The organism is Cupriavidus sp. 01L45, from assembly GCF_056399885.1.
This window is the reverse complement of record NZ_JBFTSG010000039.1, coordinates 65,140-87,780: the sequence shown is the minus strand read 5'-3', so window position 1 is coordinate 87,780 and position 22,641 is coordinate 65,140. Positions and strand designations below refer to the sequence as shown.

Annotated in this window: 27 protein-coding genes and 2 pseudogenes; 8 read left to right on the top strand and 21 right to left on the bottom strand. The window is 62.5% G+C overall.

Annotated features, from left to right (window positions below):
• The 8 genes and pseudogenes from AC1DT6_RS25475 to AC1DT6_RS25440 form a co-directional block, all read right to left on the bottom strand.
• Positions 1 to 203 (bottom strand): annotated as a pseudogene (locus AC1DT6_RS25475) (alpha/beta fold hydrolase); the annotation flags it as partial.
• An 80-nt stretch (positions 204 to 283) separates the two neighbouring features.
• On the bottom strand, positions 284 to 874 hold the full coding sequence (locus tag AC1DT6_RS25470; protein ID WP_477114990.1) for a TetR/AcrR family transcriptional regulator: 591 nt from the start codon (positions 872 to 874) through the stop codon (positions 284 to 286).
• A gap of 78 nt (positions 875 to 952) precedes the next feature.
• The gene (locus AC1DT6_RS25465; protein WP_441631933.1) at positions 953 to 1,240 is read right to left on the bottom strand and encodes a hypothetical protein; all 288 of its coding nucleotides are present in this window, start codon (positions 1,238 to 1,240) and stop codon (positions 953 to 955) included.
• A pseudogene (locus AC1DT6_RS25460) lies at positions 1,230 to 1,346 on the bottom strand (LysR substrate-binding domain-containing protein); the annotation flags it as partial. The gene AC1DT6_RS25465 and the pseudogene AC1DT6_RS25460, both read right to left, overlap by 11 nt.
• 132 nt (positions 1,347 to 1,478) lie before the next feature.
• The gene (locus AC1DT6_RS25455; protein WP_441631935.1) at positions 1,479 to 2,486 is read right to left on the bottom strand and encodes a bestrophin family protein; all 1,008 of its coding nucleotides are present in this window, start codon (positions 2,484 to 2,486) and stop codon (positions 1,479 to 1,481) included.
• 208 nt (positions 2,487 to 2,694) lie between these two features.
• A complete protein-coding gene (locus tag AC1DT6_RS25450; RefSeq protein WP_441631937.1) occupies positions 2,695 to 2,904 on the bottom strand; it encodes a hypothetical protein in 210 nt (69 codons plus the stop codon).
• A 193-nt stretch (positions 2,905 to 3,097) separates the two neighbouring features.
• Positions 3,098 to 3,454, bottom strand: a complete 357-nt coding sequence (locus AC1DT6_RS25445) for a YciI family protein (protein ID WP_441631939.1) — start codon at positions 3,452 to 3,454, stop codon at positions 3,098 to 3,100.
• A 26-nt stretch (positions 3,455 to 3,480) separates the two neighbouring features.
• Positions 3,481 to 4,386 (bottom strand): NmrA family NAD(P)-binding protein, encoded by a 906-nt coding sequence (locus tag AC1DT6_RS25440; RefSeq protein WP_441631941.1) that lies wholly within the window; start codon positions 4,384 to 4,386, stop codon positions 3,481 to 3,483.
• 274 nt (positions 4,387 to 4,660) lie between these two features.
• Here AC1DT6_RS25440 and AC1DT6_RS25435 point away from each other — a divergent pair, with 274 nt between their 5' ends.
• A complete protein-coding gene (locus AC1DT6_RS25435; protein WP_477114989.1) occupies positions 4,661 to 5,224 on the top strand; it encodes a PadR family transcriptional regulator in 564 nt (187 codons plus the stop codon).
• Positions 5,225 to 5,254: 30 nt separating this feature from the next.
• Here AC1DT6_RS25435 and AC1DT6_RS25430 read toward each other — a convergent pair whose 3' ends face one another.
• From AC1DT6_RS25430 to AC1DT6_RS25415, 4 genes are all read right to left on the bottom strand, one after another.
• Positions 5,255 to 6,034 (bottom strand): alpha/beta fold hydrolase, encoded by a 780-nt coding sequence (locus tag AC1DT6_RS25430; protein ID WP_441631945.1) that lies wholly within the window; start codon positions 6,032 to 6,034, stop codon positions 5,255 to 5,257.
• Positions 6,035 to 6,104: 70 nt separating this feature from the next.
• Complete coding sequence (locus AC1DT6_RS25425; RefSeq protein ID WP_441631947.1) at positions 6,105 to 7,157, bottom strand: alpha/beta fold hydrolase; 1,053 nt, start codon at positions 7,155 to 7,157, stop codon at positions 6,105 to 6,107.
• 229 nt (positions 7,158 to 7,386) lie between these two features.
• Complete coding sequence (locus AC1DT6_RS25420) at positions 7,387 to 7,779, bottom strand: MAPEG family protein (protein ID WP_441631949.1); 393 nt, start codon at positions 7,777 to 7,779, stop codon at positions 7,387 to 7,389.
• Positions 7,776 to 7,901 carry a hypothetical protein gene (locus AC1DT6_RS25415; RefSeq protein WP_441631951.1) on the bottom strand — a complete coding sequence of 42 codons (126 nt, stop codon included), beginning with the start codon at positions 7,899 to 7,901 and terminating at the stop codon, positions 7,776 to 7,778. The genes AC1DT6_RS25420 and AC1DT6_RS25415 overlap by 4 nt, the downstream gene beginning before the upstream one ends.
• A 90-nt stretch (positions 7,902 to 7,991) precedes the next feature.
• On the opposite strand from AC1DT6_RS25415, the gene AC1DT6_RS25410 reads away from it, so the two are divergent.
• The 3 genes from AC1DT6_RS25410 to AC1DT6_RS25400 all read left to right on the top strand — a co-directional run bounded on the left by AC1DT6_RS25410 (position 7,992) and on the right by AC1DT6_RS25400 (position 10,737).
• Positions 7,992 to 8,264: a type 1 glutamine amidotransferase family protein gene (locus AC1DT6_RS25410; protein ID WP_441631953.1), complete on the top strand. Its 273-nt coding sequence runs from the start codon at positions 7,992 to 7,994 to the stop codon at positions 8,262 to 8,264.
• Between the two features lie 901 nt (positions 8,265 to 9,165).
• Positions 9,166 to 9,762, top strand: a complete 597-nt coding sequence (locus AC1DT6_RS25405; protein ID WP_441632000.1) for a DJ-1/PfpI family protein — start codon at positions 9,166 to 9,168, stop codon at positions 9,760 to 9,762.
• A gap of 198 nt (positions 9,763 to 9,960) precedes the next feature.
• Entirely contained in the window at positions 9,961 to 10,737 is a 777-nt protein-coding gene (locus AC1DT6_RS25400; RefSeq protein ID WP_441631955.1) for an enoyl-CoA hydratase, read from the top strand.
• A gap of 33 nt (positions 10,738 to 10,770) precedes the next feature.
• Here the strand turns inward: AC1DT6_RS25400 and AC1DT6_RS25395 are convergent, their stop codons facing one another.
• Both AC1DT6_RS25395 and AC1DT6_RS25390 read right to left on the bottom strand, forming a co-directional pair.
• Entirely contained in the window at positions 10,771 to 11,205 is a 435-nt protein-coding gene (locus AC1DT6_RS25395; RefSeq protein WP_441631957.1) for a MarR family winged helix-turn-helix transcriptional regulator, read from the bottom strand.
• Positions 11,206 to 11,316: 111 nt separating this feature from the next.
• The gene (locus tag AC1DT6_RS25390; RefSeq protein ID WP_441631959.1) at positions 11,317 to 12,612 is read right to left on the bottom strand and encodes an MFS transporter; all 1,296 of its coding nucleotides are present in this window, start codon (positions 12,610 to 12,612) and stop codon (positions 11,317 to 11,319) included.
• Between the two features lie 550 nt (positions 12,613 to 13,162).
• On the opposite strand from AC1DT6_RS25390, the gene AC1DT6_RS25385 reads away from it, so the two are divergent.
• The gene (locus AC1DT6_RS25385; protein WP_441631961.1) at positions 13,163 to 13,768 is read left to right on the top strand and encodes an SDR family NAD(P)-dependent oxidoreductase; all 606 of its coding nucleotides are present in this window, start codon (positions 13,163 to 13,165) and stop codon (positions 13,766 to 13,768) included.
• A 168-nt stretch (positions 13,769 to 13,936) separates the two neighbouring features.
• Here the strand turns inward: AC1DT6_RS25385 and guaA are convergent, their stop codons facing one another.
• The 3 genes from guaA to guaB form a co-directional block, all read right to left on the bottom strand.
• Positions 13,937 to 15,556, bottom strand: coding sequence for a glutamine-hydrolyzing GMP synthase (gene guaA / locus AC1DT6_RS25380; RefSeq protein ID WP_428179046.1), 1,620 nt, complete (start codon positions 15,554 to 15,556; stop codon positions 13,937 to 13,939).
• A complete protein-coding gene (locus AC1DT6_RS25375) occupies positions 15,531 to 16,133 on the bottom strand; it encodes a hypothetical protein (RefSeq protein WP_441631963.1) in 603 nt (200 codons plus the stop codon). Before AC1DT6_RS25375 ends, guaA begins: the two co-directional genes overlap by 26 nt.
• 159 nt (positions 16,134 to 16,292) lie before the next feature.
• Positions 16,293 to 17,756: an IMP dehydrogenase gene (gene guaB, locus AC1DT6_RS25370; RefSeq protein ID WP_441631965.1), complete on the bottom strand. Its 1,464-nt coding sequence runs from the start codon at positions 17,754 to 17,756 to the stop codon at positions 16,293 to 16,295.
• Between the two features lie 122 nt (positions 17,757 to 17,878).
• Here guaB and AC1DT6_RS25365 point away from each other — a divergent pair, with 122 nt between their 5' ends.
• A complete protein-coding gene (locus tag AC1DT6_RS25365; protein ID WP_276290192.1) occupies positions 17,879 to 18,838 on the top strand; it encodes a DMT family transporter in 960 nt (319 codons plus the stop codon).
• 135 nt (positions 18,839 to 18,973) lie between these two features.
• A complete protein-coding gene (locus AC1DT6_RS25360; RefSeq protein WP_477102516.1) occupies positions 18,974 to 19,543 on the top strand; it encodes a DUF4124 domain-containing protein in 570 nt (189 codons plus the stop codon).
• 13 nt (positions 19,544 to 19,556) lie between these two features.
• Here the strand turns inward: AC1DT6_RS25360 and AC1DT6_RS25355 are convergent, their stop codons facing one another.
• Positions 19,557 to 19,898 (bottom strand): RnfH family protein, encoded by a 342-nt coding sequence (locus AC1DT6_RS25355; RefSeq protein ID WP_276290210.1) that lies wholly within the window; start codon positions 19,896 to 19,898, stop codon positions 19,557 to 19,559.
• Positions 19,891 to 20,328, bottom strand: a complete 438-nt coding sequence (locus AC1DT6_RS25350; protein ID WP_441631970.1) for a type II toxin-antitoxin system RatA family toxin — start codon at positions 20,326 to 20,328, stop codon at positions 19,891 to 19,893. Before AC1DT6_RS25350 ends, AC1DT6_RS25355 begins: the two co-directional genes overlap by 8 nt.
• Before the next feature lie 241 nt (positions 20,329 to 20,569).
• Between AC1DT6_RS25350 and smpB the strand changes: the two genes are divergently transcribed.
• Positions 20,570 to 21,022, top strand: a complete 453-nt coding sequence (gene smpB, locus AC1DT6_RS25345; protein WP_006164727.1) for an SsrA-binding protein SmpB — start codon at positions 20,570 to 20,572, stop codon at positions 21,020 to 21,022.
• Between the two features lie 131 nt (positions 21,023 to 21,153).
• Here smpB and AC1DT6_RS25340 read toward each other — a convergent pair whose 3' ends face one another.
• On the bottom strand, positions 21,154 to 22,086 hold the full coding sequence (locus AC1DT6_RS25340) for an SPFH domain-containing protein (protein ID WP_276290195.1): 933 nt from the start codon (positions 22,084 to 22,086) through the stop codon (positions 21,154 to 21,156).
• 72 nt (positions 22,087 to 22,158) lie between these two features.
• Positions 22,159 to 22,584: an NfeD family protein gene (locus AC1DT6_RS25335; protein WP_441631973.1), complete on the bottom strand. Its 426-nt coding sequence runs from the start codon at positions 22,582 to 22,584 to the stop codon at positions 22,159 to 22,161.
• Between the last annotated feature and the right edge of the window lie 57 nt (positions 22,585 to 22,641).

Genomic DNA, 22,641 nt, shown 5'->3' with positions numbered 1-22,641 from the left:
TAGAGCTGGGTGCCGTCCTTTGCCGTGATGTAGCTGCCTGAGGCCTTGCCGCGTGCCGTTGAGGGACTCGATCCCATTGCCGACGGTGCCGCCGCAGCAGGTCCGGGCAAGCTGGAAGCCGCCAGCGCGCTGGCGGCGGCCGCGCTGCCGAGCAGCAGGTTGCGTCGCGATACACCTTTGTTGAGGCTGCGAATTGAAGACATGGTAAGACTCCTTTCTTAGCGCGTGAGCGCGCCGCTGCGTTATATATGACCAGTCGTCTATTTAAAAATGCAAAAAAATTTCAGTACAACAACCGCTTCAGCGTGACTTGCTGAAATCGTCGGCAGGCGTCGCCATTGCGCTCGACCTTGCTGCGCAGGACCGCCCCCTCCCAGGCTTCGATGATGATGGACRCGAGCTGCGCGGAATCACAGTCCGCCGGCAGTTCCTGGCGCAGCCTGGCCTCATCAAGGCAGGCTGTGATGAGGCCTTCCCAGCGCGCCAGAATGCGCTCCAGAGCAACTCGAACTTCACCGCTGGTATTGGACAATTCGAGGGAAAGGTTGCCCACAAGGCACCCCAGCGTGAATTCTTCTGCCGCGTGGTCCCCTACCAGCAACTCGAACAGCTTTTCGATCCTGGCCAACGGCGTAATGCGCGCGTCGTACATCACTTTGCCGTGGCATTGTTCAATGGAATCCCAATAGGCTTCGAGCACTTCGGCGGCAAAGGCCTCCTTGCTGTCGAAGTAGCTGTAGAAGGATCCCTTGGGAACCACTGCGGCAGCTACGATGTCCTGCACGCCAGATCCGTTGAAGCCGGACCTGTGAATAACACGGCCGCCGTCGATGAGCAGGCGGTTACGGATCTCGGGGTTGGCGGGTCTTGGCATGTCGAAATGGTCAATGAGGGGATGGAAGGAACAATAGACGACTGGTTGTCTATTTGTCAAGCATCCGTTGACGATCGTCTACGCTTTCAGCGCGCGCATCAGCTCCGCAACCAGGCGATCGGCCTCGGACTGGCTGCGGAGATTGGTAAAGCCCATCATCAAGCCACGCCGCCCGGGCGCACCGTGCCGCCACGCGGTCAGCGAATCCTCGATGATCCACGCCCCCTGCTCACCGGCCCGGTCGAGCAGTTCGACGCGCCGTTGCAGTGTCAGTGCGACGCCGGTCGGGCTCTGATGCGAAGGCGTCACCACGGCCAGGCGCGCCTTCGGAAAGTGCTGACGCCCAAATTCTGACTTCTTCGGCAACCTCCGCGCTGCGTAGCAGCGCCATCGCGTGCTGGTAAAACTCTTGGCCCACCTCGGTCATGGCGAACTGGCGCGATGTCCGGTTGATGAGTCGAACGCCCGGCGAGCGTGAAACGGCGCCCAACGGCCGAAAAACTTGATGAAGTGGCGCGCGGCCTCCGGATTGTAAAGAAACAGAGTCCATCAGCCGCACTGGCAGAAGATGCGCCAATCTCACGGTAAGTACTTCAGCAGCCTGCTAGAGGACAATACCGTGCTCTGCCGCTGGCTCGGGAACATCGCTCTTCTCGCCAAGCATATCCATGAGTTCGCGTTCAATCTTCCGGCAGATCTGTGCCATGGGCACGTCATTGGCGTTTCCTTCGAACGGGTTCTCCGTGCTTTCGCCAACCTGCTCCAGCGCGAGGTACATCCACGAGATCATAGTGCTGAATGGAATGACCAGCCAGATCATGTTGCCATGCATGAAGCCTGAAACGCTGGCATTGATCTTTTCGAATTCCGTAAGAATGCCAAAAGGCAGCAGCAGACAAAAAGTACGGACAAAGAGCTTATTGATGACCGCATATTGCCTGGGATACGGATAGTCCTTGATACGCTCCGCCCGTCCTTGCTGCGCGAAGAAGCCCTTGATGGATCCTCCCAACTCCAAATAGAAGGCATTGCCGATCTCGCCGGCATCAAGGAACCGCTTGATCGTCGCCGACTGTGTTCCCAGCAACCGGGTTGTCTTGCTTTCGGCATGCTGAAGCGAGTCGAGTTCGGCCTGCGGCAGATACCGCGCAAGCGCCTGTTCCAATGGAGTCTCCCACTCTGGAACCCGGTAGTACTTTCGATACTCCACGTTCGATACCTTGCCCGCATTTTCCCAGATCCTTGGGGTTCTCAGCTGATAGCGAAGCGCCGTCAACCACGCGCAATGCCGGAGAATCAGTTCCCGCCCGGCTGCCTGCCCCGCCAGAAAGTCCCGGCCCATCACACCCAGACATCGGCTGCCATTCAGTATCTCAGTCCAGATTTGCTGCGCCTCCAAGGCTCTGCTGTAGGTCTGCACGTTCCTGAAACCCACGATGAATGACGTGGCCGTGCCCAGCAGCAGCACAACCGAGACCGGAATCGACAGCCATTTCAGCCCGAAGAACTGATAAAGGAGAACGGGCAGCGAACCGCATGCTAGCGAGGCATAGAGTTGCCGTCTCGACCAGAACGTGAACTCGGATACGGTGTACGATTTTCCCAGGTGCATGGTGCGCATCTCCCGGCAGTGTGGCAGCTCGCAGGGCCGCGGTCCGAACTGCCGACAGGCAATATCGCCAACCGCCCTCACCACTGACAAGATAGCTGCCGGGGACCTGATTCTGCAATGGTGGATTGCCGTTCGGCCGCTCGAGACAAAACAGGTCGGCTCCGCCGTTCGCTGAAACCCAGCGGCTGACCAGTCTCCAAACGCGCCCTCAGACGCGATATCCGTAGAGTGTTCCGTCGGCTTCGCGCGCGTTGTCCAGCGGGTCGCCCGCAAGTTCGCTGCAGGCATTGCCGTTCGGCTGAACTGTGCCGACAGCTGGCCCTCCCGCGTGGTCATTGACCGTAGCCAGGACAAGGTTGGCGGCAACGGCGAAAGCGGCGGCTGTAATCGCCCGCCTTAGCATGTGTGTGCGGATCATCTGAAATCCCTTAGTTGAGTAGGAAACATGCAAAACGCAGGTTTCATGGGCAGTTGGCCAGCAGCTGCACGAATACTTGCAAGCGCCGGTCGACGTCCTCGGGCATGCGCAGCCAGTTGAACGGGCTGGCCACAGTTGCGGGAAGAGCGAGGCAACGGCGATGACAGTGCCATCTGCAAGCGCTTACGCGGACCTACGCGCGGATGATCGGCAGGACCGGGATGACTTCCGTAAATCCGGCTGATGAGCTGGGGCTGCGCTCAGCCCAGTTCAAAGCCTCTTCCAGCGTCTCGACATTGATCACCACAAAGCCGCCAAATAGCGCGCGCCCTTCCGGGGATGGGCCATCCTGGACTTCGCGCTGGCCGTCCCGCACCCGCACGGTGCTGGCGTTGCGCGGATCGAGTTGCGTGCCGGCCCGCATGACGCCGGCGGCCGCCATGGCGCCCATATACTGTTTCCACGCTAGCGAGACTTGCTGCCCTTTGAGCGGATCGGCGTGGATTTCATAGCTGTTCGGTGGCTGTTGAAAAGCGAGAACGAATTCCATCGTTGTTTCCTTTTTGATAGCGAGGATCAGGCAGGCGTGAACGCGGCCGCGTGGCGGCTAGCGAATTCGGCGGCGGAAATCGGCGCACGGCCGACCAACTGCTCGAAGGTGCCGGTCATGCGGTCGTAGCGGTTATCGCGATGTAGCTGGGCCATGACGACCAGGTGTGCGGTCAGATGCGCCGGCTGCTGGATCTCCTGGAGCTTGGCCTCCCAGATCTGCGGTGGCACGTTGACGTATTGGATGGTGCGGCCCAGAGCGCCGCTGAACTCCTGTGCGAGCTCCGCCATCGTCAGCGACTGGGGGCCGGTCAGTTCGTAGAGCTTGCCGATATGCGGCTCCGGGTTGGCCAGCACAGCTGCGGCGACAGCCCCCACATCGGCGGCGGCGATCGGCGAGGTCTTGCCGTCGGCGAACGGCAGGCGGATGGCGTTGTCGTCGCGGATGCCCTTGGCCGCCGGCAGGAACAAGCCTTCGAAGAAAGCAGTTGGACGCAGGTAGACCACCGGCAGGCCGGACCAACGCAGCATCTGCTCTGCGAGCCAGTGCTGCTTCTGTTGCGGGCTGCCGGTGGTCTCTGTCTCGCTCATCTGCGACAGCGTCATCTGCGACAGATTGACGAAGGCCTTCACACCCAGGCTCTTGGCTGTGACCGCGACGTTGGCGGCTGCTTCCAGGTAGTCGGGCGAAACCGACATCGTGAAATAGACCACTGAGCAGCCTTGCATGGCCGCGCGCACGGCAACGATGTCGAGCATGTCGGCGACCACGACTTCGGCGCCCAGGTCGCCCAGCATGTCGGCGCGCTTGTCCAGATTGCGCACCATGGCGCGTACGCGATGGCCTTGCTCCAGCAGGATGGCGATGGCCGCGCGCGCGGTCGAGCCGACGCTGCCGGCGGCGCCGGTGACGAGGATGGTTTCTTGGGACATGAGTCTCTTCCTTGTATCAATGATCAAAATGAAACCGGTGTAGCTGATGTTGTCGGCACCGGCCGGCGCCGCCTCGTCCAGGCAACCTTGGCGCTCAGAGGCGGCGACACGGCGGACTGGCCGCACCCGGTCAACGCCGCCACGCCTGGCGCAGTCGCTGCCCTGGGAATAGGGTAAGATTCAGTATGTAGAAAAATACATAGTGGCACGGTTTTTTGACTATGTCAAAAAAAACATAGTCATTCCGCGTGCGCGCTGACGCAATCAAGGAGCAATGCGAGTGAGTGATCTGAAGGAAGCCAGGGCAAGCAAGGAAAAGCCGCTGAAGCATGTTCTTCTTGCCGGGATACATTGCCAGCCGCGTTCCGGCTATGAACTGACCAAATGGCTGCAGATGGCGGGCCAGCATTGCTGGTCGGTCGAGCACAGCTCGGTGTACCCGGCTTTGCGAGAACTGGAGACGGATGGACTCATCACATCGGAGCGCTTGCCGGGAACGCGCGGGCCGGAACGCTCGATCTACAGCATGACTGTTGCCGGACGCGAGAAGCTGAGGTCTTGGGTGGCGAAAGGTTCACCGCGCCCGGCCATCAAGGACGAAMAGATACTGCGGGTGTTGTGCTTCGATTTGCTGTCGCGCGAGGCAGCGTTGCAGCAGATCCGTGAGGTGCGTGCAGACCACCAGGTCCAGCTTGAATTTTTTCTCGCAAGGCAGGCCGAGCTGAGCGAGGATCAGCTTGGACCGCTGTTGGTGACGCGCCGCGGCGTGCTGGCTGAACAGGCCTATATCGCGTGGTGTGACGAGGTGGCGGAAATGATTGCTCGCAGGCCAGCCTGATGTCCGACTGAATTCAGGCTGGTGCGCCAGCTACTGGACTTTGCTGGCCGCTGCGATGATCGCGGCGGCAACCGCCTTCGGATGACTCAACATTGCGACGTGACTTGAATCGACGTGTATCGTTGTTGCGCCGATCTGCTTTGCCATTGCTTCCTCGGCTCGCGGATCGATCATGCGATCCTGGTTGGCGACCACGAACCACGACGGCTTCGTGTGCCACGCGGCGATGCTCACCTTGTCGTCCAGAGAGCCCGCGAACCACGGTCCTTGCGTCGCTGCGAGGGTGCGTGCTTGTGCCGGCGTCAGATCCTGGGCGAAATCATTCACCACGGCGTCGGTGGACAACGTCAGGAAGTTTGCGGAGTCTTTCCTCAATTTCCCTGCCCAGGCCGGCGCCGGCTTGCCTTTCATCATGTCGTTGACCGATACGCCGCTATCCGGAACGAGAGCGGCCACGTACACGAGTGCCTTGACTTTATCGTCGTTGCCGGCCTGGGTGATCACGAAACCGCCCCACGAATGGCCTACGAGCACAACCGGACCGGTTTGCAGTTCTATCGCACGCCTGGTCGCCGCCGTATCATCCGCAAGCGAGCTGAGCGGGTTCTGAACCGAAACCACGTGAAGACCGTGCGCTTCGAGCAGCGGGATCACCCGATTCCAGCTGGAACCGTCGGCGAAAGCGCCGTGCACAAGCACGACGTTCGTTCCTTTCAGATCCTGCGGCTGGGCGGCATGGGCCGCATTCAGCGGAAACACGCTGGCGAGCAACATCGCCGATGCGAGACATCTCTTCAACAAACGGTTCATGATGGGCTTTTCCTCAAATGTGTGGAGTGAGCCGTTAGCATCGCAGGCAGCCCACGCGACACGTTGGCACTTAGTAGCCGGCAACCTCGATCACCGCGTCCGCAAAGGCCTTGGGCGCTTCCTGCGGCAGATTGTGGCCGATTCCGCCTCCCATGGTCCGGTGCGTGTATTTGCCGGAAAATTTCTTCGCGTACGCTGCAGGCTCGGGATGAGACGCACCATTGGCGTCGCCTTCGAGAGTGATGGTCGGCACGGTGATGACCGGCGCGGCTGCGAGACGCTTTTCGAGCGCGTCGTACTGCGGCTCCCCGTCCGCAAGACCCAATCGCCAGCGGTAGTTGTAGATCACGATTGCCACGTGATCCGGGTTCTGGAAGGCTTTTGCGGATCGCTCGAACGTCGCATCGTCGAAATGCCATTTCGGCGATGCGAGTTGCCAGATGAGCTTCGTGAAGTCGTGCCGGTTGGCTTCATAGCCGCGCCTGCCACGCTCCGTCGCGAAGTAGAACTGGTACCACCACGTGAGCTCCGCCTGCGGCGGCAAGGGCGCCTTGTTGGCTTGCTGGCTGCCGATCAAATAGCCGCTCACCGATACCAGCGCCTTGCAGCGCTCCGGCCACAGCGCCGCGACGACGTTGGCCGTGCGTGCACCCCAGTCGAAACCGCCGATGATCGCCCTCTCGATCTTCAGCGCATCCATCAGCGCGATGACGTCGACGGCGAGCACCGCCTGCTGGCCATTGCGGACCGCGTCGCTGGAAAGAAACCGCGTCGTCCCGTAGCCGCGCAGGTACGGAACCACCACCCGATAGCCCGCCGACGCGAGCCGAGGCGCGACGTCGACGAAGCTGTGGATGTCGTATGGCCAGCCATGGAGCAAGATCACGACCGGGCCGGTACCCGGGCCGACTTCGGCATAACCGACATTCAGAGCGCCGGCATCGATCTGCCTGATCTCGGTGAACGATGCACTCGACGCTGAGGCGTTCGCGCCTGCAGCAGGCCCGCTGGCTTGACTGGACTGTGCGTGCGCCAGCCCGCTCAAGACCAGTTCCATCGCACCTGCGCTGACGGCCGCCGTCCCAACAAAGCGCCGACGACCGGTGTTGATCCGATTCGACATCAGTACCTCTCCTCTTCAGGTCGATTCAATGTGCTCGAATGCGCGCCGCACGCTTCGCTCTCTGCGCAGAACACGAATGCTTCGCTCCATTGCACCGGGGCACGCGCACATGCAATGCCGGTAACCGGGCGGATGGTCAGCCCTTGCAACGTGAAGCTTGGCGAACGAAGGGCCACACCAGGACCCCAGGATCCGGCATGAAATCAGACCGCGCGACGCGGCCAGAGAGCTAGCGGCCGTTGAGCAATGCAACACAGAGGGCTATCCCGAACGCGTAAGTTCCCAAGGCTCCGATAGCGCGAGCCGGATTGGGCTTCGTCATCGATGGCCAAGCAAGTAGTCCAACCACCAGGAGCAAGCGGCAGGCAGTTGCACCTGCCATGCACCAGAGCTGCCAGTGAGGCGGATTCCGAAAGCCGAGGTACAGAAAAAGCAACGCGAAGAACGGGACGTACTCGGCAGTGTTGCCGTGAGCGCGAACCAGTTTCGTCAGCAGCCGATCAGGCTCAGGAGCGTATCCGCTCAGCACGCCGACACGAGTGCGCAGGACCGAGATGGCGAGTCCAAGTGCGAACAAGAGCAGACCAAGCACGGCGGTGCAGGCCAGTGCAGTGCTATTCATTCGACACCCCCTTCCTGACATTCGAAACCAGCCATGCCCCAAGCGACCGCCAGGGTGAGCCGGGTCAGCGCAGCCACGTTCAGTTGAATCGTGTTTCCCTTCGAGCTGTCGGTAGCGCTCATCTGGAGTCCTCATGCCGAGCGGATTGACAGCTCCATGGTAGATGCCCACCCTGAGGCCTGAATGACGAATTTCCCTCCTTTTAGGACAAGATGAAGCGCATCGGAGTCGTGGTGTTCCCCGGCTTCCAGTCCGTCGATATGGCCGCCGCTTCTTTCTTCGAGATGGCCAACTTCAAGGTGCCGGCCCATGCCTGCGAAATCCATGTCGTCTCGGAAGCCGGCGGCGCCGTGAAGAGCGCTATGGGTACGGCAGTCCACACGATCGCGTTTGACCCGTACACGTACGAGCCGATTCAATGGTTCCATCTGTTCGCGCGTTCGCCCCCCGGACTTGCCCATGCACAAAGACCTGATCGTGCCTGAGCGTTCTGCCGCCCATGGCGTGGTTATATGGCGGACGTCGTGCGACATTACCTGCGCGAAGAACGAATTCGCCCCGATGACCTCGTCGCGCACCGTAGCAATCGCTGCCGCGAGTTCCTCCTTCGCCCACGAGGATGGCAAGCCGCAGAGGCGGATGCAGTGTCTGCAGGCATGAAGGTCTCCTTGCGGATCCATGGAAGAGACTTGCTCTGTGGTGCCGCGCCTGGCCCAATCCCCCTGATGTGATACGCCAGGCCGGCGTACAAACAGATCACAAACCAGAGCGCGCCGAAGGCAATCAGGAAGTCATCCATGATCTCTCCGTTTTCTCTGCCATGTCGGCCACCTCGCGGGTCAGCCGTCGTGCTTGCGAGAAAGAGTTGTCGGACGATTTCAATTGCGCTCCTTCATATCAGGTTGAGTTCGGACTGACCCCAGCAACACTCGACGGCCCCATTTCTGGACGGGCAGACGAATCTTCGGCGCTGATGCTCGCTTCACCACCAGGGCGATGCCGGCCAACTGGGCTACGGCGCCATCGTAAATCCGACAACCAGTACATTCAAATAATTGTCATGGATACACTCTGCGATGCTCGGATGCGCTACAAGCAATGTGTCGACCGCCTTGCTGCCAATATCTGCAAAGGTCGATTGCCGCTGGGACAAGTTTGCCCTTCGGCGGCGCCCCCTCCGCGCTTGCAAACGCTGCACCGCGATGCGCGTGGCTAGCCAGRGGCGGCTACAGTTTGAGTCAGCTTCCGCAGGTGGGATGGGGCGCTCGATTTGGCACTCGCGATGAGTGAGGCATGCCTGAGCGTATCCATGACAATTATTTGGATGTATTGAATATCGGTTCTACGATGGCGCAATACAGCGTTTCCACTCGCACGAGGACCGACATGCACATCGCCATCCTGACCTTTGAAGGTTTCAACGAACTCGACTCGCTGATCGCACTCGGCATCCTCAACCGGATCAAGCAGCCGGGCTGGCGGGTGTCGATCGCCAGTCCGGCGGACAAGGTGCGCTCGATGAACGGTGTGGTGATGGAGGCGCAAGCGTCGCTGAAGGACGCATGCGACGCGGACGCCGTGCTGGTGGGTAGCGGGATACGGACCCGGGACGTCGTCGCCGATGCCGCGCTGATGTCGCAGCTGAGGTTCGACCCGACGCGCCAGTTGCTGGGCGCGCAGTGCTCGGGCACGCTCATGCTTGCCAAGCTGGGCCTGCTGGACGACGTTCCGGCCTGCACGGACCTGACCACCAAGCCGTGGGTCGAGGAGGCAGGTGTGGCTGTGCTCAATCAGCCATTCGTGGCCAAGGGAAACGTCGCGACCGCCGGCGGATGTCTGTCCTCGCAGTATCTGGCGGCCTGGTTCATCGCACGCCTGGAAGGCGTCGACGCTGCACGTAGCGCGATTCACTATGTGGCGCCAGTGGGGGAAAAGGAGGCCTACGTGACGCGCGCGATGGCGAACATTTTGCCGTTCCTCTAATGCGTACTGCGTCTCGCACGGCTGCCCACTGCAGGCACTCGCCGTCGAGACCCGCTCCCGGCAAGTCATTTCCGGGGGGGCAGATATGGTTCTCGATCGGCCAGCGGTTTACTTCGCACGCGAATTACATATATACTTCGCATGCGAAGTTAAATTGAATGCCTGCACGGCATTACGCAACCCATCTGGAGACAGACCATGAGCTCGGAAATTCGTGTTGACCTTAGCGGCGGCGTCCTGACCATTACGCTTGCCCGGCCGGACAAGAAGAATGCATTGACGAACGAGATGTACGGCGCGCTCGCCGACACTATCGAGCAGGCACAGCAGGACCGCAATATCCGGGTATTGCTGCTGCAAGGCGACGGGGACATTTTTACGGCGGGCAATGATGTGGGCGAATTCGCAGCGATAGCGGCAGGAAATGGCCCCGGCGAACGCCACGTGCACCGCTTTCTGCGCGCCCTTGCCAACTCGACCGTACCGATTGTCGCCGCGGTCAACGGCAAGGCCGTCGGCGTCGGCACCACCATGCTGCTGCATTGCGATTACGTCGTGCTCGCGCAGGATGCGCTGCTGATCACGCCCTTCGTGAACCTTGCCCTTGTTCCCGAGGCGGCTTCAAGTTACCTGCTTCCCCTGCGTATCGGGCACGTCAGGGCCTTTGAGATGTTCGCGCTGGGCGAGCCGCTTGACGCGCAAACCGCCGTGGCATGGGGCATCGCGAACAAAGTTTGCGCCAATGACCAGCTGCGGGCGGACGCGCGCCTGATGGCCGAAAAGATTGCCGCCAGGCCCGCCGGCTCCCTTAGTGCAATGAAAAAGCTCATGCGCGACGCGGAGAAACTGGTTTCGCAGATGAACAGCGAAAGCGCCAGGTTCGAGGAGCGGCTGGCCAGTGCCGAAGCCAAGGAAGCATTCTCGGCCTTCGCCGAGAAGCGCAAACCGGACTTCACCAAGGTCGCCCTGCAGTAAGTCGAGTGATTCGCTGTCCGGCCGCTGCCCAGGTTACAACTCGCCTTCGTCGGCGGCCGGAAACTTCGTCTGCAGGCTGGTCAGCCACCGCGCCACCACGTCAATTTCGGCCGTGGTGAAACCTTCGGTCAGCCTGGCATTTGTTTCCTTCATGCCAGCCTTCGAACGCCGGCGAGCCAAGCGTCCTGCCTCCGTCAGCCATAGGCGCGATGCACGGCGATCGGTCTCGTCCGGCCGGCGCTCGATCAGGCCCGCCCTTTCGGTCCGGTCAGCCAGACCGCTCATCCCGGGTGCGCCCAGATCCAGCGCTGCGGCAGCCTCGCCCATCAGCGCCCCGTCGTTCCTGCCCAGAAAGAAAAGCAGTCCAGCCTGGGCCGCTGTCACGCCACCCGCGGCCGTGCGCGCTTGTGACCACCTATGCAGTCGACGCTGGCCGACGTTCAATAGATAGACGAGTCGATGCTCCATGTCTTTGACGGATAAAAGATGCCATTTAGTTCACATGCGAATGTTATCACGTACCCGGTGCCTGACTTTGGTCGGTCACGGCAATGAACTTCTGTCGACTCCGCCGACGCCTCACCTCGAAGGTTCGCCATCCCTGGTAGCAATCAGTTCTTTCGGCGTCAGCGGGATCAAGAGCAGGATCAGTGCGTACACCACGGTCGTCGCGATCACACAATATGTGAATCCGTGCGTTGAACTGCTGTTGTAGATCCATGAGCCCAATAGATCGCCGGCACGCGCCGAAAGCGCGAGAACGCCTTCCACCAGCATCATCAAGGTTCCTTGCAAGCCTGGCGGGCAGGACCGCATCGCGAGATCGAAGTATGCTGCCGTGGCTACACCGCCCATCAGCCCTATCGGTGCCGCCAATACAAGCGCAAGATTCGCAGAGTGAATGAATGCCAGCGGAATCATCTGCGGCACTGCGACGATCGTTCCCCACCACAGCAGCTTGTTCAGCGATACGCTCTTGCACAGAAAGCCATACAGCAGGAATGTCGGGATGAACGCGGCGGCAAAGATCCCGTTGTAGTACGAGTAAACGGAATCCGATGCATGCAGCTCATTGGTCAGATAGAACTGCAGCGGAGTGGCCGATCCTGGCGCAAAGTTCCACAGAAAGCAGATGAGAACCGCTGGATAAACGGCCTTATGCTTCGCCAGCCGCCTGACATTCCCAACAAGATCCGCGCCCCTGGCTTGCGGGTGCTCGTAGGTATGGCCGAAGACGGAAACGGGCTTCCAGAGTCCCATCACGGCAATCAATAAAGTGAACATCGCAGCCAGGACGAAGGCTTCTTTCGCGGCAAGATGATCGGAAAAGTACCCGGAAGCAAACGCTCCCGCAACGACCGGGACGGAACTGACCACATTCAACAGAGCGCTCAGGCGCCCGGACATGCGCTTCTCCTGGCCCACCAGAGCGACCAGCCCCTGATAGGCTGCGGCGATAAATCGGGACGACAGCATCGCCAGCAGCATCCCGATGACCAGTCCCGCGTATGAGAAACCCGAAAACGCCATCCAGATGAATGCCACCGCGGTCGCCGGAGCGAAAATCAGGAAGAAGCCGCGATCGCGCAATCCCATCGGGTCCCATTGGTCGCGCGCGAGGCCGAAAGCGAACGCAAAGTACACGGGTATGCCCGTAACCAGCCGGAATGTCGAGATCTGCGTCGCCGTCGCATGCAACTGGTTCTTGAGTATGTACGACGTCTGTATGTCAATCAGATAACCGGCCGGCGTTGCCAGATAGATGAACAGGGTCAGCCAACCGAAATACAGCAGGGTTCGGTCGCTGCCCTCGGAACCATTAGTTGGGGGTGGAAAAATTTCAGCCCGATAGGCGCGTCTGGCGTTCTTGGACATGGGGGGAACACGTACACGTCCTCAAAAAACCGATCCAGGGTGCACCCGTGAATGTGCGGGCTACTCCACCGGAAAACGGTTACTGAATTCAGCGTTCAGCGCGGGAAAGTATAGGTAAAAAACGGGATTGGATGTTCCGAGGCCTACCGCATCGAAGCGAGAGAGAATTTCGGACGCACACGCTTACTCACTTGTACCTCTGGACAGCCAGTTGGGGTCGCCGGACGTCGACCTTCTCCTGCCCTTGCTTGGCCGAAGTCGGTGTGGAATCAACCGGTCGATGCCGCAACGGATACCGACAAACTCCCTCCCCTTCGCGCAGTGGTCCAGCGAGGCATCATCGCTACCCATACCATGGCCACGATCCGCGCCGCCAGCCAGGGCTGGTGCGGCCGCCACGGAGCGTCCAGGCTCGCGTACAAGCGCAACTACGCGCGCCAGGCCCTGGTGCGCCGCAGCACGAAAAACCATCCTTTAGGTGGGCTGCTCATCCGCCCGCGCCTGTTGCAATGTCTCCACCGCCGATCACAGGCGGACAGGAGACAACGACATGATCGAACTACAGGGCCGCAACGCCCTCATCACCGGTGCGGCGCAGGGGCTCGGCCTTGCCATCGCCCGGTTGTTCGTCGAACGCGGTGCACGGGTAATGCTGGCCGACATCGACGAGGCCGGGGCCGCCAGCGCCGCGGACGAACTGGGCCCGCAGGCGCGCTTCGTGCCCTGCGACGTCACCAGGAGCGCTGACTGGGTCCGCGCGGTGGAGGCGGCCACGGCCGCCTTCGGCGGGCTCGATACGCTGGTCAACAACGCCGGCATCGAGATCGTCAAGCCGCTGTTCGACCAGAGCGAGGAAGGGGTCGGCCGCCTCATGAGCATCAACGTCATGGGCGTGTTCCTCGGCATGAAGCACTCGCTGGGCGCGCTCGCCGCCTCGGGCAAGGGTGCGGTGGTCAACATCTCGTCGCTGGCCGGCACCAACGGTGTGCCGCTGTTTGGCTCCTACGCCGCCTCGAAATCGGCCGTGATACTGGCGCAAAGCCTGTTCGTGTCGGAGGCCACGGTCAAATGGCACCTTCACAACATCTTTGCGAAGCTCGGCGTGCGCAACCGCACGAGCGCGCTGGCGCGCGCGCAGGAGAACTCACTGCCCTGATCCGCGAAGTGCCGTACCCGGCCTCTTTCGCCGCCTGATACTGCCTATCAATGCCAGAAATCTGGATGCAGCCGGGCGAAAAAAAGCCCGCAGAATCGCGGGCTTGGATCACTTACTGCTACTGCCTGTCATTGCCAGGTGGCGCCAGAAAATGCACCAAAATGAGGTTCACTCCCACTCGATCGTAGCCGGCGGTTTCCCCGACACGTCATACACCACGCGGTTCAAACCACGCACCTCATTGATGATGCGGTTCGAGCAACGACCCAACAGCGCGTACGGCAGGTGCGCCCAGTGCGCCGTCATGAAGTCGGTGGTCTGTACCGCGCGCAGCGCCACGACGTAGTCGTAGGTGCGTCCGTCGCCCATCACGCCGACCGACTTGACCGGCAGGAACACCGCAAAGGCCTGGCTGGTCAGGTCGTACCAGCTCTTGCCTACTTGCGAAGGCTCGCACATGCCCGCTGCAGCGTCCTGCTCGGTGGCAACCGTGCCACGCAGTTCTTCGATAAAGATCGCGTCGGCCCGGCGCAGCAGCTCGGCGTAGTCGCGCTTGACCTCACCCAGGATACGCACGCCCAGGCCCGGGCCCGGGAAGGGATGGCGGTAGACCATCTCCGGCGGCAGGCCAAGCGCCACGCCGAGTTCGCGGACTTCGTCCTTGAACAGGTCGCGCAGCGGCTCGAGCAGCTTCAGGCCCAGCGTTTCCGGCAGGCCGCCCACGTTGTGGTGGCTCTTGATGGTGGTGGCCTTCTTGGTCTTGGTGCCGCCGGACTCGACCACGTCGGGGTAGATCGTGCCCTGCGCCAGCCATTTGGCGTTGGTCAGTTTCTTGGCCTCGGCCTGGAACACTTCGACGAATTCGCGGCCGATGATCTTGCGTTTCTGCTCGGGATCGGTCACGCCGGCGAGGTGGCCGAGGAACTGCTCGGACGCGTCGATGGCAATGACCTTGGCGTGCAGGCGGCCGGCGAACATGTCCATGACCATCTTGCCTTCGTTCAGGCGAAGCAGGCCGTGGTCGACGAATACGCAGGTGAGCTGGTCGCCGATGGCGCGATGGATCAGGGCTGCGGCCACCGAGGAATCAACGCCGCCGGACAGGCCGAGAATCACTTCCTCGTCACCCACCTGCTCGCGGATCTTGGCGACGGCTTCAGCGATATGGTCGTGCATCACCCAGTCAGCCTTGGCGCCGGCGATCTTCAGCACGAAGCGCTCCAGAATGTCGCGGCCCTTGGCGGTATGCGTAACTTCCGGGTGGAACTGCACGGCGTAGTAGCCGCGCGCTTCGTCGGCCATGGCGGCGATCGGGCAACTGGGCGTGGAGGCCATCAGCTTGAAGCCCGGCGGCAGCTCGGCGACCTTGTCACCGTGGCTCATCCAGACCTTGAGCATGCCGTGGCCTTCGGGCGTGGAGAAATCCTCCAGGTCCTTGAGCAGCGCGGTATGGCCATGCGCGCGCATCTCGGCGTAACCGAACTCGCGATGGTCGCTCCACTCCACCTTGCCGCCCAGTTGCACGGCCATGGTCTGCATGCCGTAGCAGATGCCCAGCACCGGCACACCGAGGTCCCACACCGCCTGCGGCGCGCGCAGCTGGTGGTCTTCGTAGGTGCTGGCGTGGCTGCCGGACAGGATGATGCCCTTGGGCGCGAACTCGCGCACGAATTCTTCCGTGACGTCGTTCGGGTGAATCTCGCAGTAGACGTGCGCTTCGCGCACGCGGCGGGCGATCAGCTGCGTAACCTGCGAGCCGAAATCAAGGATTAGGATTTTGTCGTGCATGATGGGCGGATGGCGTTTCGTCCGGCAGGGGCTCGGGCATCACTTCGGTGCCCGGACCATAACCGGGCGGAGGCGTGACACCGGGCTCACGCCGGTATTCAGGTGATTGCGGCCGGCGTGCCACGGGGGCCGCGCCGGCATCCTTGTTTTGCGTCTCTTTTTGCAGCTCGCGCTGCGCGCGTTCTCGCACGCGCACGCGCTTGGCGGCCGGGATCTGCACCGCCGCGAAGAAGGCCATTACCGCGGCCAGCACCGGCAGCCAGATCTTTCCGGCGCCCTGCACCGGCAGGTCGAGCATAAGCATCCAGGTCACGATCAGCAGCGCGCTGGCCAGGTTGACCTGTCCAACCGTCCGCGCCACCGCGACCGTGAGCTGCCCGTTGACGGTCGCCTGCCACAGCAGCAAGGCCAGGCCGACCAGCGCCACGCCAAGCAGTTGCCCGTACATGGGGGGCTGCGGCTGCGGCAATTGCAGCGCGCTGTAAAAGGTCGTGAAAGGCGAAAGCAGCAAGACGGCGCCGAGCAGCAGATTCAGCAAGGCATCGAGGAACAGCACGGCACGCAGCAATACTTTCATCAGAGCTCCTCCGGCCAGGCAAGTAGCGTGGCTTGGGGGCGCAGCGTGGCCGGCAATCCCGGCCGCGCTGGCCCTTGCAGGCTACGCCGGTGGGCGCAGCCGGCGCGCGGCTGGCAGGACCGTCGGGTCCCGCGCAGCCGCCAGTTCATCGAGACCGGCTTAGTCGATGTAGTAGTTCGGCGCTTCCTTGGTGATCTGCACGTCGTGCACATGCGATTCGCGCATGCCGGCGGCCGTGATCTGCACGAACTCTGCGGTGTCGTGCCAGCTTTCGATGGAGCTGCTGCCGCAGTAACCCATCGAGGCGCGCACGCCGCCGCACATCTGGTGGATGATGGCCGTGACCGAACCCTTGTAGGCCACGCGGCCTTCAATCCCCTCGGGAACCAGCTTGTCGACGTTGGCGGTGTTGTCTTCCTGGAAGTAGCGATCGGCAGCGCCGTCCTTCATCGCGCCCACCGAACCCATGCCGCGGTAGCTCTTGAACGAGCGGCCCTGGTACAGGAACACTTCGCCCGGGGCCTCTTCGGTACCGGAGAACATGCCGCCCATCATGACCACATGCGCGCCGGCTGCCAGCGCCTTGGCGATGTCGCCCGAGTAGCGGATGCCGCCGTCGGCCACCAGCGGCACGCCGGTGCCCTTGAGGGCTTCGGCCACGTTGGAGACCGCGGTGATCTGCGGCACGCCCACGCCTGCCACGATACGGGTGGTACAGATCGAGCCCGGGCCGATGCCGACCTTGACACCGTCGGCGCCATGATCGACCAGCGCGCGCGCGGCAGCGCCGGTGGCGATATTGCCGCCGATCACCTGCACCTGCGGGAAGTTCTGCTTGACCCAGCGCACGCGGTCCAGCACGCCCTGGCTGTGGCCGTGCGCGGTGTCGACCACGATCACGTCGACGCCGGCCTTGACCAGCAACTCGATACGCTCGTCGTTGTCGGGGCCCACGCCAACCGCCGCGCCTACGCGCAGCTGGCCGCGGTCATCCTTGCTGGCCAGCGGATGCTCCACTGCCTTCTGGATGTCCTTGACCGTGATCAGGCCGCGCAGTTCGAAGGCCTGGTTGACCACCAGCACGCGCTCGAGGCGGTGGCGGTTCATCAGGCGCTTGGCGTCTTCCAGCGAGGCGTCTTCGCCAACCGTGACCAGCTTCTCGCGCGGGGTCATCTTGGCGCGCGCGGGCGCGTCCAGCTCTTCCTCGAAACGCAGGTCGCGGTTGGTGATGATGCCAACCACGGTCTTGCCTTCCAGCACCGGGAAACCCGAGATGCCGTACTGATGTGATAGTGCAATCACATCGCGGATCTTCATGTCGGGGGGAATGGTGATCGGATCGCGCAGCACGCCGGATTCATAGCGCTTCACGCGCGCCACTTCCCGGGCCTGGTCGGCCGGTTTCAGGTTCTTGTGGACGATGCCGATACCGCCGGCCTGCGCCATGGCAATCGCCAGGCGGGCTTCCGTCACGGTATCCATGGCGGCGGATACCAGCGGAATGTTCAGTTCGATCGAACGGGTCAGGCGGGTACGGAGCGAAACATCCCGGGGCAGCACCGACGAATAAGCCGGCACGAGGAGCACGTCATCGAATGTGAGTGCTTTCTGGACAAGACGCATAGCAATTCCTCTAGGCGCAAAACCGAATTATACAGGAATGGCTTGTTTCTTGACGCGCCTGAGGGTGCCCTTGTTCAAGTCTGCTATGCTCGTCGTCCTTTTTCCGGCATAGGCAAGCAACGATGGGTATCGGCGTACTGTGCGGCCTGCTGGCCGGCGCGTTCTGGGGCATGGTGTTTATCGCCCCCAAGCTGCTGCCCGTCTTCTCGCCCTGGGAACTTGCGATTGGTCGCTACCTCGCTTATGGGCTGGTGGCGTTTATCGCCGCGCTGCCGCTGATGCGGCGCATTGCACGCAAGCTCACCCGCGCCGATTGCGTTGCCCTGCTCCGCCAGGCCTTCACCGGCAACCTGCTGTACTACGTGCTGCTGGCCTTCGGCGTGCAGCTTGCGGGGGTGGGTCCGACCTCGCTGATCATCGGCATCCTGCCGATCTCGGTCACCATCATGGGCCGGCGCGACCACGGCGCAGTGCCGCTGTCGCGCCTGATCTGGCCGTTGCTGGTGGTCGCCGCGGGCATCGCCTGCATCAATATCGACCTGTTCGCCGGCGGCGGCGCCCATGGCGCCAGCGCCGGGGGAGAGGCGCTGCGCACCGTCTGGCAGCGCCTGGCCGGCGTGCTCTGCGCGGCCGGCGCCCTGGTGTGCTGGACGCTCTATGCCGTAGACAACGCGCGCTACCTGCAGCGCAATCCGCAATACAGCGGCAATGAATGGTCCGCCCTCTATGGCATTTCCACCGGCGTGGTGTCGGTCGTGCTGGCGCTGGCGGGCTGGCTGCTGGCCAGCGACAGCCTGGGCACCGCCGGCAGCGGCCGCGACTGGCAATGGTTCTGGATGGTCAACGCCGCGGTGGCGCTCGGTGCGTCGCTGATTGGCAACAACCTGTGGAACATCTCCAGCCGCCGCCTGCCGCTTACGCTGTCGGGCCAGATGATCGTCTTCGAGACGCTGTTCGCGCTGGCGTATGGCTTTGTCTTCGACCACCGCCTGCCGCGCCCCCTGGAGATCGCCGCCATTGTGTTGTTGATGATCGGCGTGGCCTGGTCGGTGCGCTTGCACGCCACCGACAAGTCTGCATAAACTAGCGGCCAACCCCGGCAGACAAGGGCGCATGCGTCACTCGTGAGACGGGGTCTCTCGCCCTACTCGCGGATCTCGCAGGCGTGCTTGCCTGCTGCCGTATTGTCACCGCAGAGCCACCACAACCCACAAGCCATGAAACGATCGACCGCGCTGTCCAAGCTCGCCACGCTCGCCGCCCTCGCCTGCCTCTGCCAGGGAGCCGCCGCCCAGGCACAATGGCAGTGGCGCGACGGCAGCGGCCGCATGGTCTATAGCGACGTGCCACCACCGCCCTCGGTTCCGGTAGCCAGCGTGATCAAGGCACCGGGACGCTTCGCCGGGACCCTGCGCCCGCTCGAGGCTGCGCCTTCGGCGGTCGCGCCGGCCAGCCCGGCGGGCGTTGCCGCCGGCATCCAGCCTGCGCCCAAGGGAAGTGAACCGAAGGGCAATGGCAAGGCGGAGTCCACGGCAAGTGCGGAGGAAGCCTTCGAAAAGCGCCGGACGGCCAGACTGAAAGCGGAAGCCGACCAGGCCCTCAAGGACCAGGCCGCACAGGAACGGCAGGTACGTTGCGCGCGGATGCAGAACTACGCCGTCGCGCTGCAGCAAAACCGGCGCGTCGCCGTCTCGGCGCCGGATGGCTCCGCGCAGCACCTGGATGACGAGCAGCGCCAGGCCGAGTTGCAGAGGACCGGCGCCAGCCTCGAACAGAACTGCGTCTGAGCGCCGGCGGCGGTCAGCCGCCGCGCAGCCACTTCAGCCCTTCGCGCGTGCCGCCCTGGCGGGTCTTCTGCACGCGCTTGCGGCGCGCCGACTTGGGGTCGGCCACCAACGGGCGATAGACTTCGATGCGATCACCGGCCCGCACCTGCGTGTCCGGCGTCTTGAGCTTGCTGAAGATGCCGACCCGCATGGTGGCCGGATCCACCTCCGGACAGGCCTGCAGCAAACCCGAAGCGCCGATCGCGGCGAGGATGCTGGTGCCTGGCGCGACCTCCAGCTCTTTCAGGAAGGCGCCGCCCGGCTGGGCGTAGCACACGGAGATGCTTACCGGACGTGCTCCGGCTTCTTCAGCCATTGCCATAGACCGCTTCGGCGCGTTTGACGAAGGCATCGACAAAGGTATTGGCGATCACGTTGAACACCGGCCCGATGATCTTCTCCAGCAGGAAGTTGGAAAACTCATAATGCAGGTGAAACTCGATCTTGCAGGCGTCCTCGCGCAGCGGCGTGAAGCGCCAGGAGCCATTGAAGGTCTTGAAGGGCCCGTCCTCGAACACCATATCGATCCGGGTAGGCGGCTCCTGCGTATTGCGGGTGTGGAAGTACTGCTTGATGCCTTTGAAGTGGATATGGATCTTGGCATCGAGCAGCGTTTCGGTCTGCTCGAACACCTCCACGCCACCGCACCATGGGAGGAACTTGGGATAGTCCTCGACGCACGTGACCAGGTTGTACATCTGCTCGGCGGAGTGGCCGACCAGCACGGATTTTTGGACGTCTGCCATTATTGGAAGTGATGGCCCGCGCAGGCCCCGCCTGCAATATGACGCAGTGCGGAATCCACCGGGGCGGGCCGGTTTGCTAGAATCGCGATTTTAGCCCACGTGCGCCCCGGCGGCATACCGGATGTGCATGACAGCGGCATGTACGCCGCAAGCGGCGCGGCGGCACCGGATTCTTCCCTAGTTCCGGGTGTTGTTTGGCTTTTTTTGTTTTACCTATCTCCATTTCCTCTATCCGGACCGCATGACCATCGCAGACAACAAGAAAGCCTTTTTCGACTACTTCATCGAAGAGCGATATGAGGCGGGGATCGTGCTCGAGGGCTGGGAAGTCAAGGCGATCCGCGCGGGACGCGTGCAGATCAAGGAAGGCTACGTGGTCATCCGCGATGCCGAGCTGTTCCTGATCGGCGCCCACATCAGCGCGCTGAACAGTGCCTCGACCCATATCTCGCCCGATGCGGTGCGTACCCGCAAGCTGCTGCTCAAGGCGGAAGAGATCAAGCGGCTGATCGGCAAGGTGGAGCAGCGCGGCTTCACGATCGTGCCGCTCAACCTGCATTACACGCGCGGACGCGTCAAATGCGAAATCGGCTTGGCCAAGGGCAAGAAGATGTTCGACAAGCGCGAGACCGAGAAGGATCGCGACTGGCAGCGCGAGAAGGCGCGCATCATGAAGGGCGCCGGGAAAGAGTAAGGCTGCAAGACAGTTCGAGCACTTGCGCCACCGGTATGCCCACCCTCTCCCGCCTGAGCAGGGAGAGGGCAGATGCCCGCAATAGTGGGACGTGAGACGCCCCACTCCGGCGCCCTCCTTCCCCCCCGAACTCAGGCCCCCTTCTGCTGCCCTTTAACGATCTGCAGCGCGGAAGCAATCATGCTGCTCATCTCGCCGAGATTGCCCGGCACGATGAGCGTGTTGCCCTGCTTGGCCAGATTGCCGAAGGCGCTCACGTATTCCTCCGCAACCTTCAGGTTGACCGCTTCCATGCCGCCCTCAGTCCGGATGGCGCGCCCGATTTTCTCAATCGCCTGCGCATTGGCTTCCGCCACTGCCAGGATGGCCGAGGCCTCGCCCTGCGCCCGGTTGATGGCCGCCTGCCGCTCGCCTTCTGACTTCTGGATCGCGGCCTCGCGCGCGCCGGTGGCCAGGTTGATCTGTTCCTGCCGCTTGCCTTCGGAGGCCGCGATCAGCGCGCGCTTCTCCCGCTCGGCGGTGATCTGCGCCTGCATCGCGTGCAGGATCTCCTTGGGCGGTGTGAGATCCTTGATCTCGTAGCGCAGCACCTTCACGCCCCAGCTCGCGGCGGCCTCGTCCAGCGAGTTGACTACGCTGTGGTTGATGTACTCGCGCTCCTCGAAGGTCTTGTCCAGTTCCAGCTTGCCGATCACCGAGCGCAGCGTGGTCTGCGACAACTGCGTGATTGCCACCACGAAATTGCTCGAGCCGTAGGAAGCCTTCATCGGGTCGGTGACCTGGTAGTACAGCACGCCGTCCACCTGTAGCTGCGTATTGTCCCTGGTGATGCAGATCTGGCTGGGCACATCGAGCGGGATTTCCTTGAGGACGTGCTTGTAGGCAACCCGATCGACGAAGGGCAGCACCACGGTCAGCCCCGGAGTCAGCGTGGCGCGGTACTTGCCGAGGCGCTCCAGCACCCAGGCATGTTGCTGCGGCACGATCTTGAAGCTCTTCGCCACCAGGACGATGACAGCGACAAGAACCAGCAGGGGCAGCAGGCTGCCAAAGAATTCAAACATGAGACCTCCGTGACGGGGTTGGGAAGACGAACTGCTAGAACCTGGAAACCAGCACGGGCGCGGCCCGCACCGCTATCTCGGGCTGACGAACAGCGTGTTGCCGCGTACCTCGACAATGCGGAAGCGCCCCGGAGCCGCCAGCCCATTGGCCTGGAACTCGACGTCCCATTCCGTACCGCGGTAGCGCACCCGTGCCCGCCCGTCAGCCCCCCAGGCCGGCACTTCCAGTTCCTGGCCGATGTCCGGGTTGACGTTCGGATCGCGCTCCGCCACGTCGCGCCGCGTACGGCCGTAGCGGGACCGCCGCAGCACCAGGAAGCCAGCCAGGGCCACCAGCGCGGCCAGAATGGTCTGGCTGGCTGCTTCCAGCCCCGCCAGCGCACCGAGCCCGCCTGCCGCCGCGCCCAGCGCCACCATCAGCAGATACAAGGTGCCGAAACCCAGTTCCACGATCACCAGCACCGCTGCCAATGCAAACCAGATGTAATACGGCGCCATAGCCTCCCTTCGCGTTGCCTGCCTTCATGCCCGTCCGGACCAGGACCGCCGCATCGC

Coding starts and splice junctions, on each gene's coding strand:
- AC1DT6_RS25455 (WP_441631935.1), bottom strand. CDS start 2,486: ATGCACCTGGGAAAATCGTACACCGTATCCGAGTTCACGTTCTGGTCG.
- AC1DT6_RS25450 (WP_441631937.1), bottom strand. CDS start 2,904: ATGATCCGCACACACATGCTAAGGCGGGCGATTACAGCCGCCGCTTTC.
- AC1DT6_RS25445 (WP_441631939.1), bottom strand. CDS start 3,454: ATGGAATTCGTTCTCGCTTTTCAACAGCCACCGAACAGCTATGAAATC.
- AC1DT6_RS25440 (WP_441631941.1), bottom strand. CDS start 4,386: ATGTCCCAAGAAACCATCCTCGTCACCGGCGCCGCCGGCAGCGTCGGC.
- AC1DT6_RS25430 (WP_441631945.1), bottom strand. CDS start 6,034: ATGAACCGTTTGTTGAAGAGATGTCTCGCATCGGCGATGTTGCTCGCC.
- AC1DT6_RS25425 (WP_441631947.1), bottom strand. CDS start 7,157: ATGTCGAATCGGATCAACACCGGTCGTCGGCGCTTTGTTGGGACGGCG.
- AC1DT6_RS25420 (WP_441631949.1), bottom strand. CDS start 7,779: ATGAATAGCACTGCACTGGCCTGCACCGCCGTGCTTGGTCTGCTCTTG.
- AC1DT6_RS25415 (WP_441631951.1), bottom strand. CDS start 7,901: ATGAGCGCTACCGACAGCTCGAAGGGAAACACGATTCAACTGAACGTG.
- AC1DT6_RS25410 (WP_441631953.1), top strand. CDS start 7,992: ATGAAGCGCATCGGAGTCGTGGTGTTCCCCGGCTTCCAGTCCGTCGAT.
- AC1DT6_RS25405 (WP_441632000.1), top strand. CDS start 9,166: ATGCACATCGCCATCCTGACCTTTGAAGGTTTCAACGAACTCGACTCG.
- AC1DT6_RS25400 (WP_441631955.1), top strand. CDS start 9,961: ATGAGCTCGGAAATTCGTGTTGACCTTAGCGGCGGCGTCCTGACCATT.
- AC1DT6_RS25395 (WP_441631957.1), bottom strand. CDS start 11,205: ATGGAGCATCGACTCGTCTATCTATTGAACGTCGGCCAGCGTCGACTG.
- AC1DT6_RS25390 (WP_441631959.1), bottom strand. CDS start 12,612: ATGTCCAAGAACGCCAGACGCGCCTATCGGGCTGAAATTTTTCCACCC.
- AC1DT6_RS25385 (WP_441631961.1), top strand. CDS start 13,163: ATGATCGAACTACAGGGCCGCAACGCCCTCATCACCGGTGCGGCGCAG.
- guaA (WP_428179046.1), bottom strand. CDS start 15,556: ATGCACGACAAAATCCTAATCCTTGATTTCGGCTCGCAGGTTACGCAG.
- AC1DT6_RS25375 (WP_441631963.1), bottom strand. CDS start 16,133: ATGAAAGTATTGCTGCGTGCCGTGCTGTTCCTCGATGCCTTGCTGAAT.
- guaB (WP_441631965.1), bottom strand. CDS start 17,756: ATGCGTCTTGTCCAGAAAGCACTCACATTCGATGACGTGCTCCTCGTG.
- AC1DT6_RS25365 (WP_276290192.1), top strand. CDS start 17,879: ATGGGTATCGGCGTACTGTGCGGCCTGCTGGCCGGCGCGTTCTGGGGC.
- AC1DT6_RS25360 (WP_477102516.1), top strand. CDS start 18,974: ATGAAACGATCGACCGCGCTGTCCAAGCTCGCCACGCTCGCCGCCCTC.
- AC1DT6_RS25355 (WP_276290210.1), bottom strand. CDS start 19,898: ATGGCTGAAGAAGCCGGAGCACGTCCGGTAAGCATCTCCGTGTGCTAC.
- AC1DT6_RS25350 (WP_441631970.1), bottom strand. CDS start 20,328: ATGGCAGACGTCCAAAAATCCGTGCTGGTCGGCCACTCCGCCGAGCAG.
- smpB (WP_006164727.1), top strand. CDS start 20,570: ATGACCATCGCAGACAACAAGAAAGCCTTTTTCGACTACTTCATCGAA.
- AC1DT6_RS25340 (WP_276290195.1), bottom strand. CDS start 22,086: ATGTTTGAATTCTTTGGCAGCCTGCTGCCCCTGCTGGTTCTTGTCGCT.
- AC1DT6_RS25335 (WP_441631973.1), bottom strand. CDS start 22,584: ATGGCGCCGTATTACATCTGGTTTGCATTGGCAGCGGTGCTGGTGATC.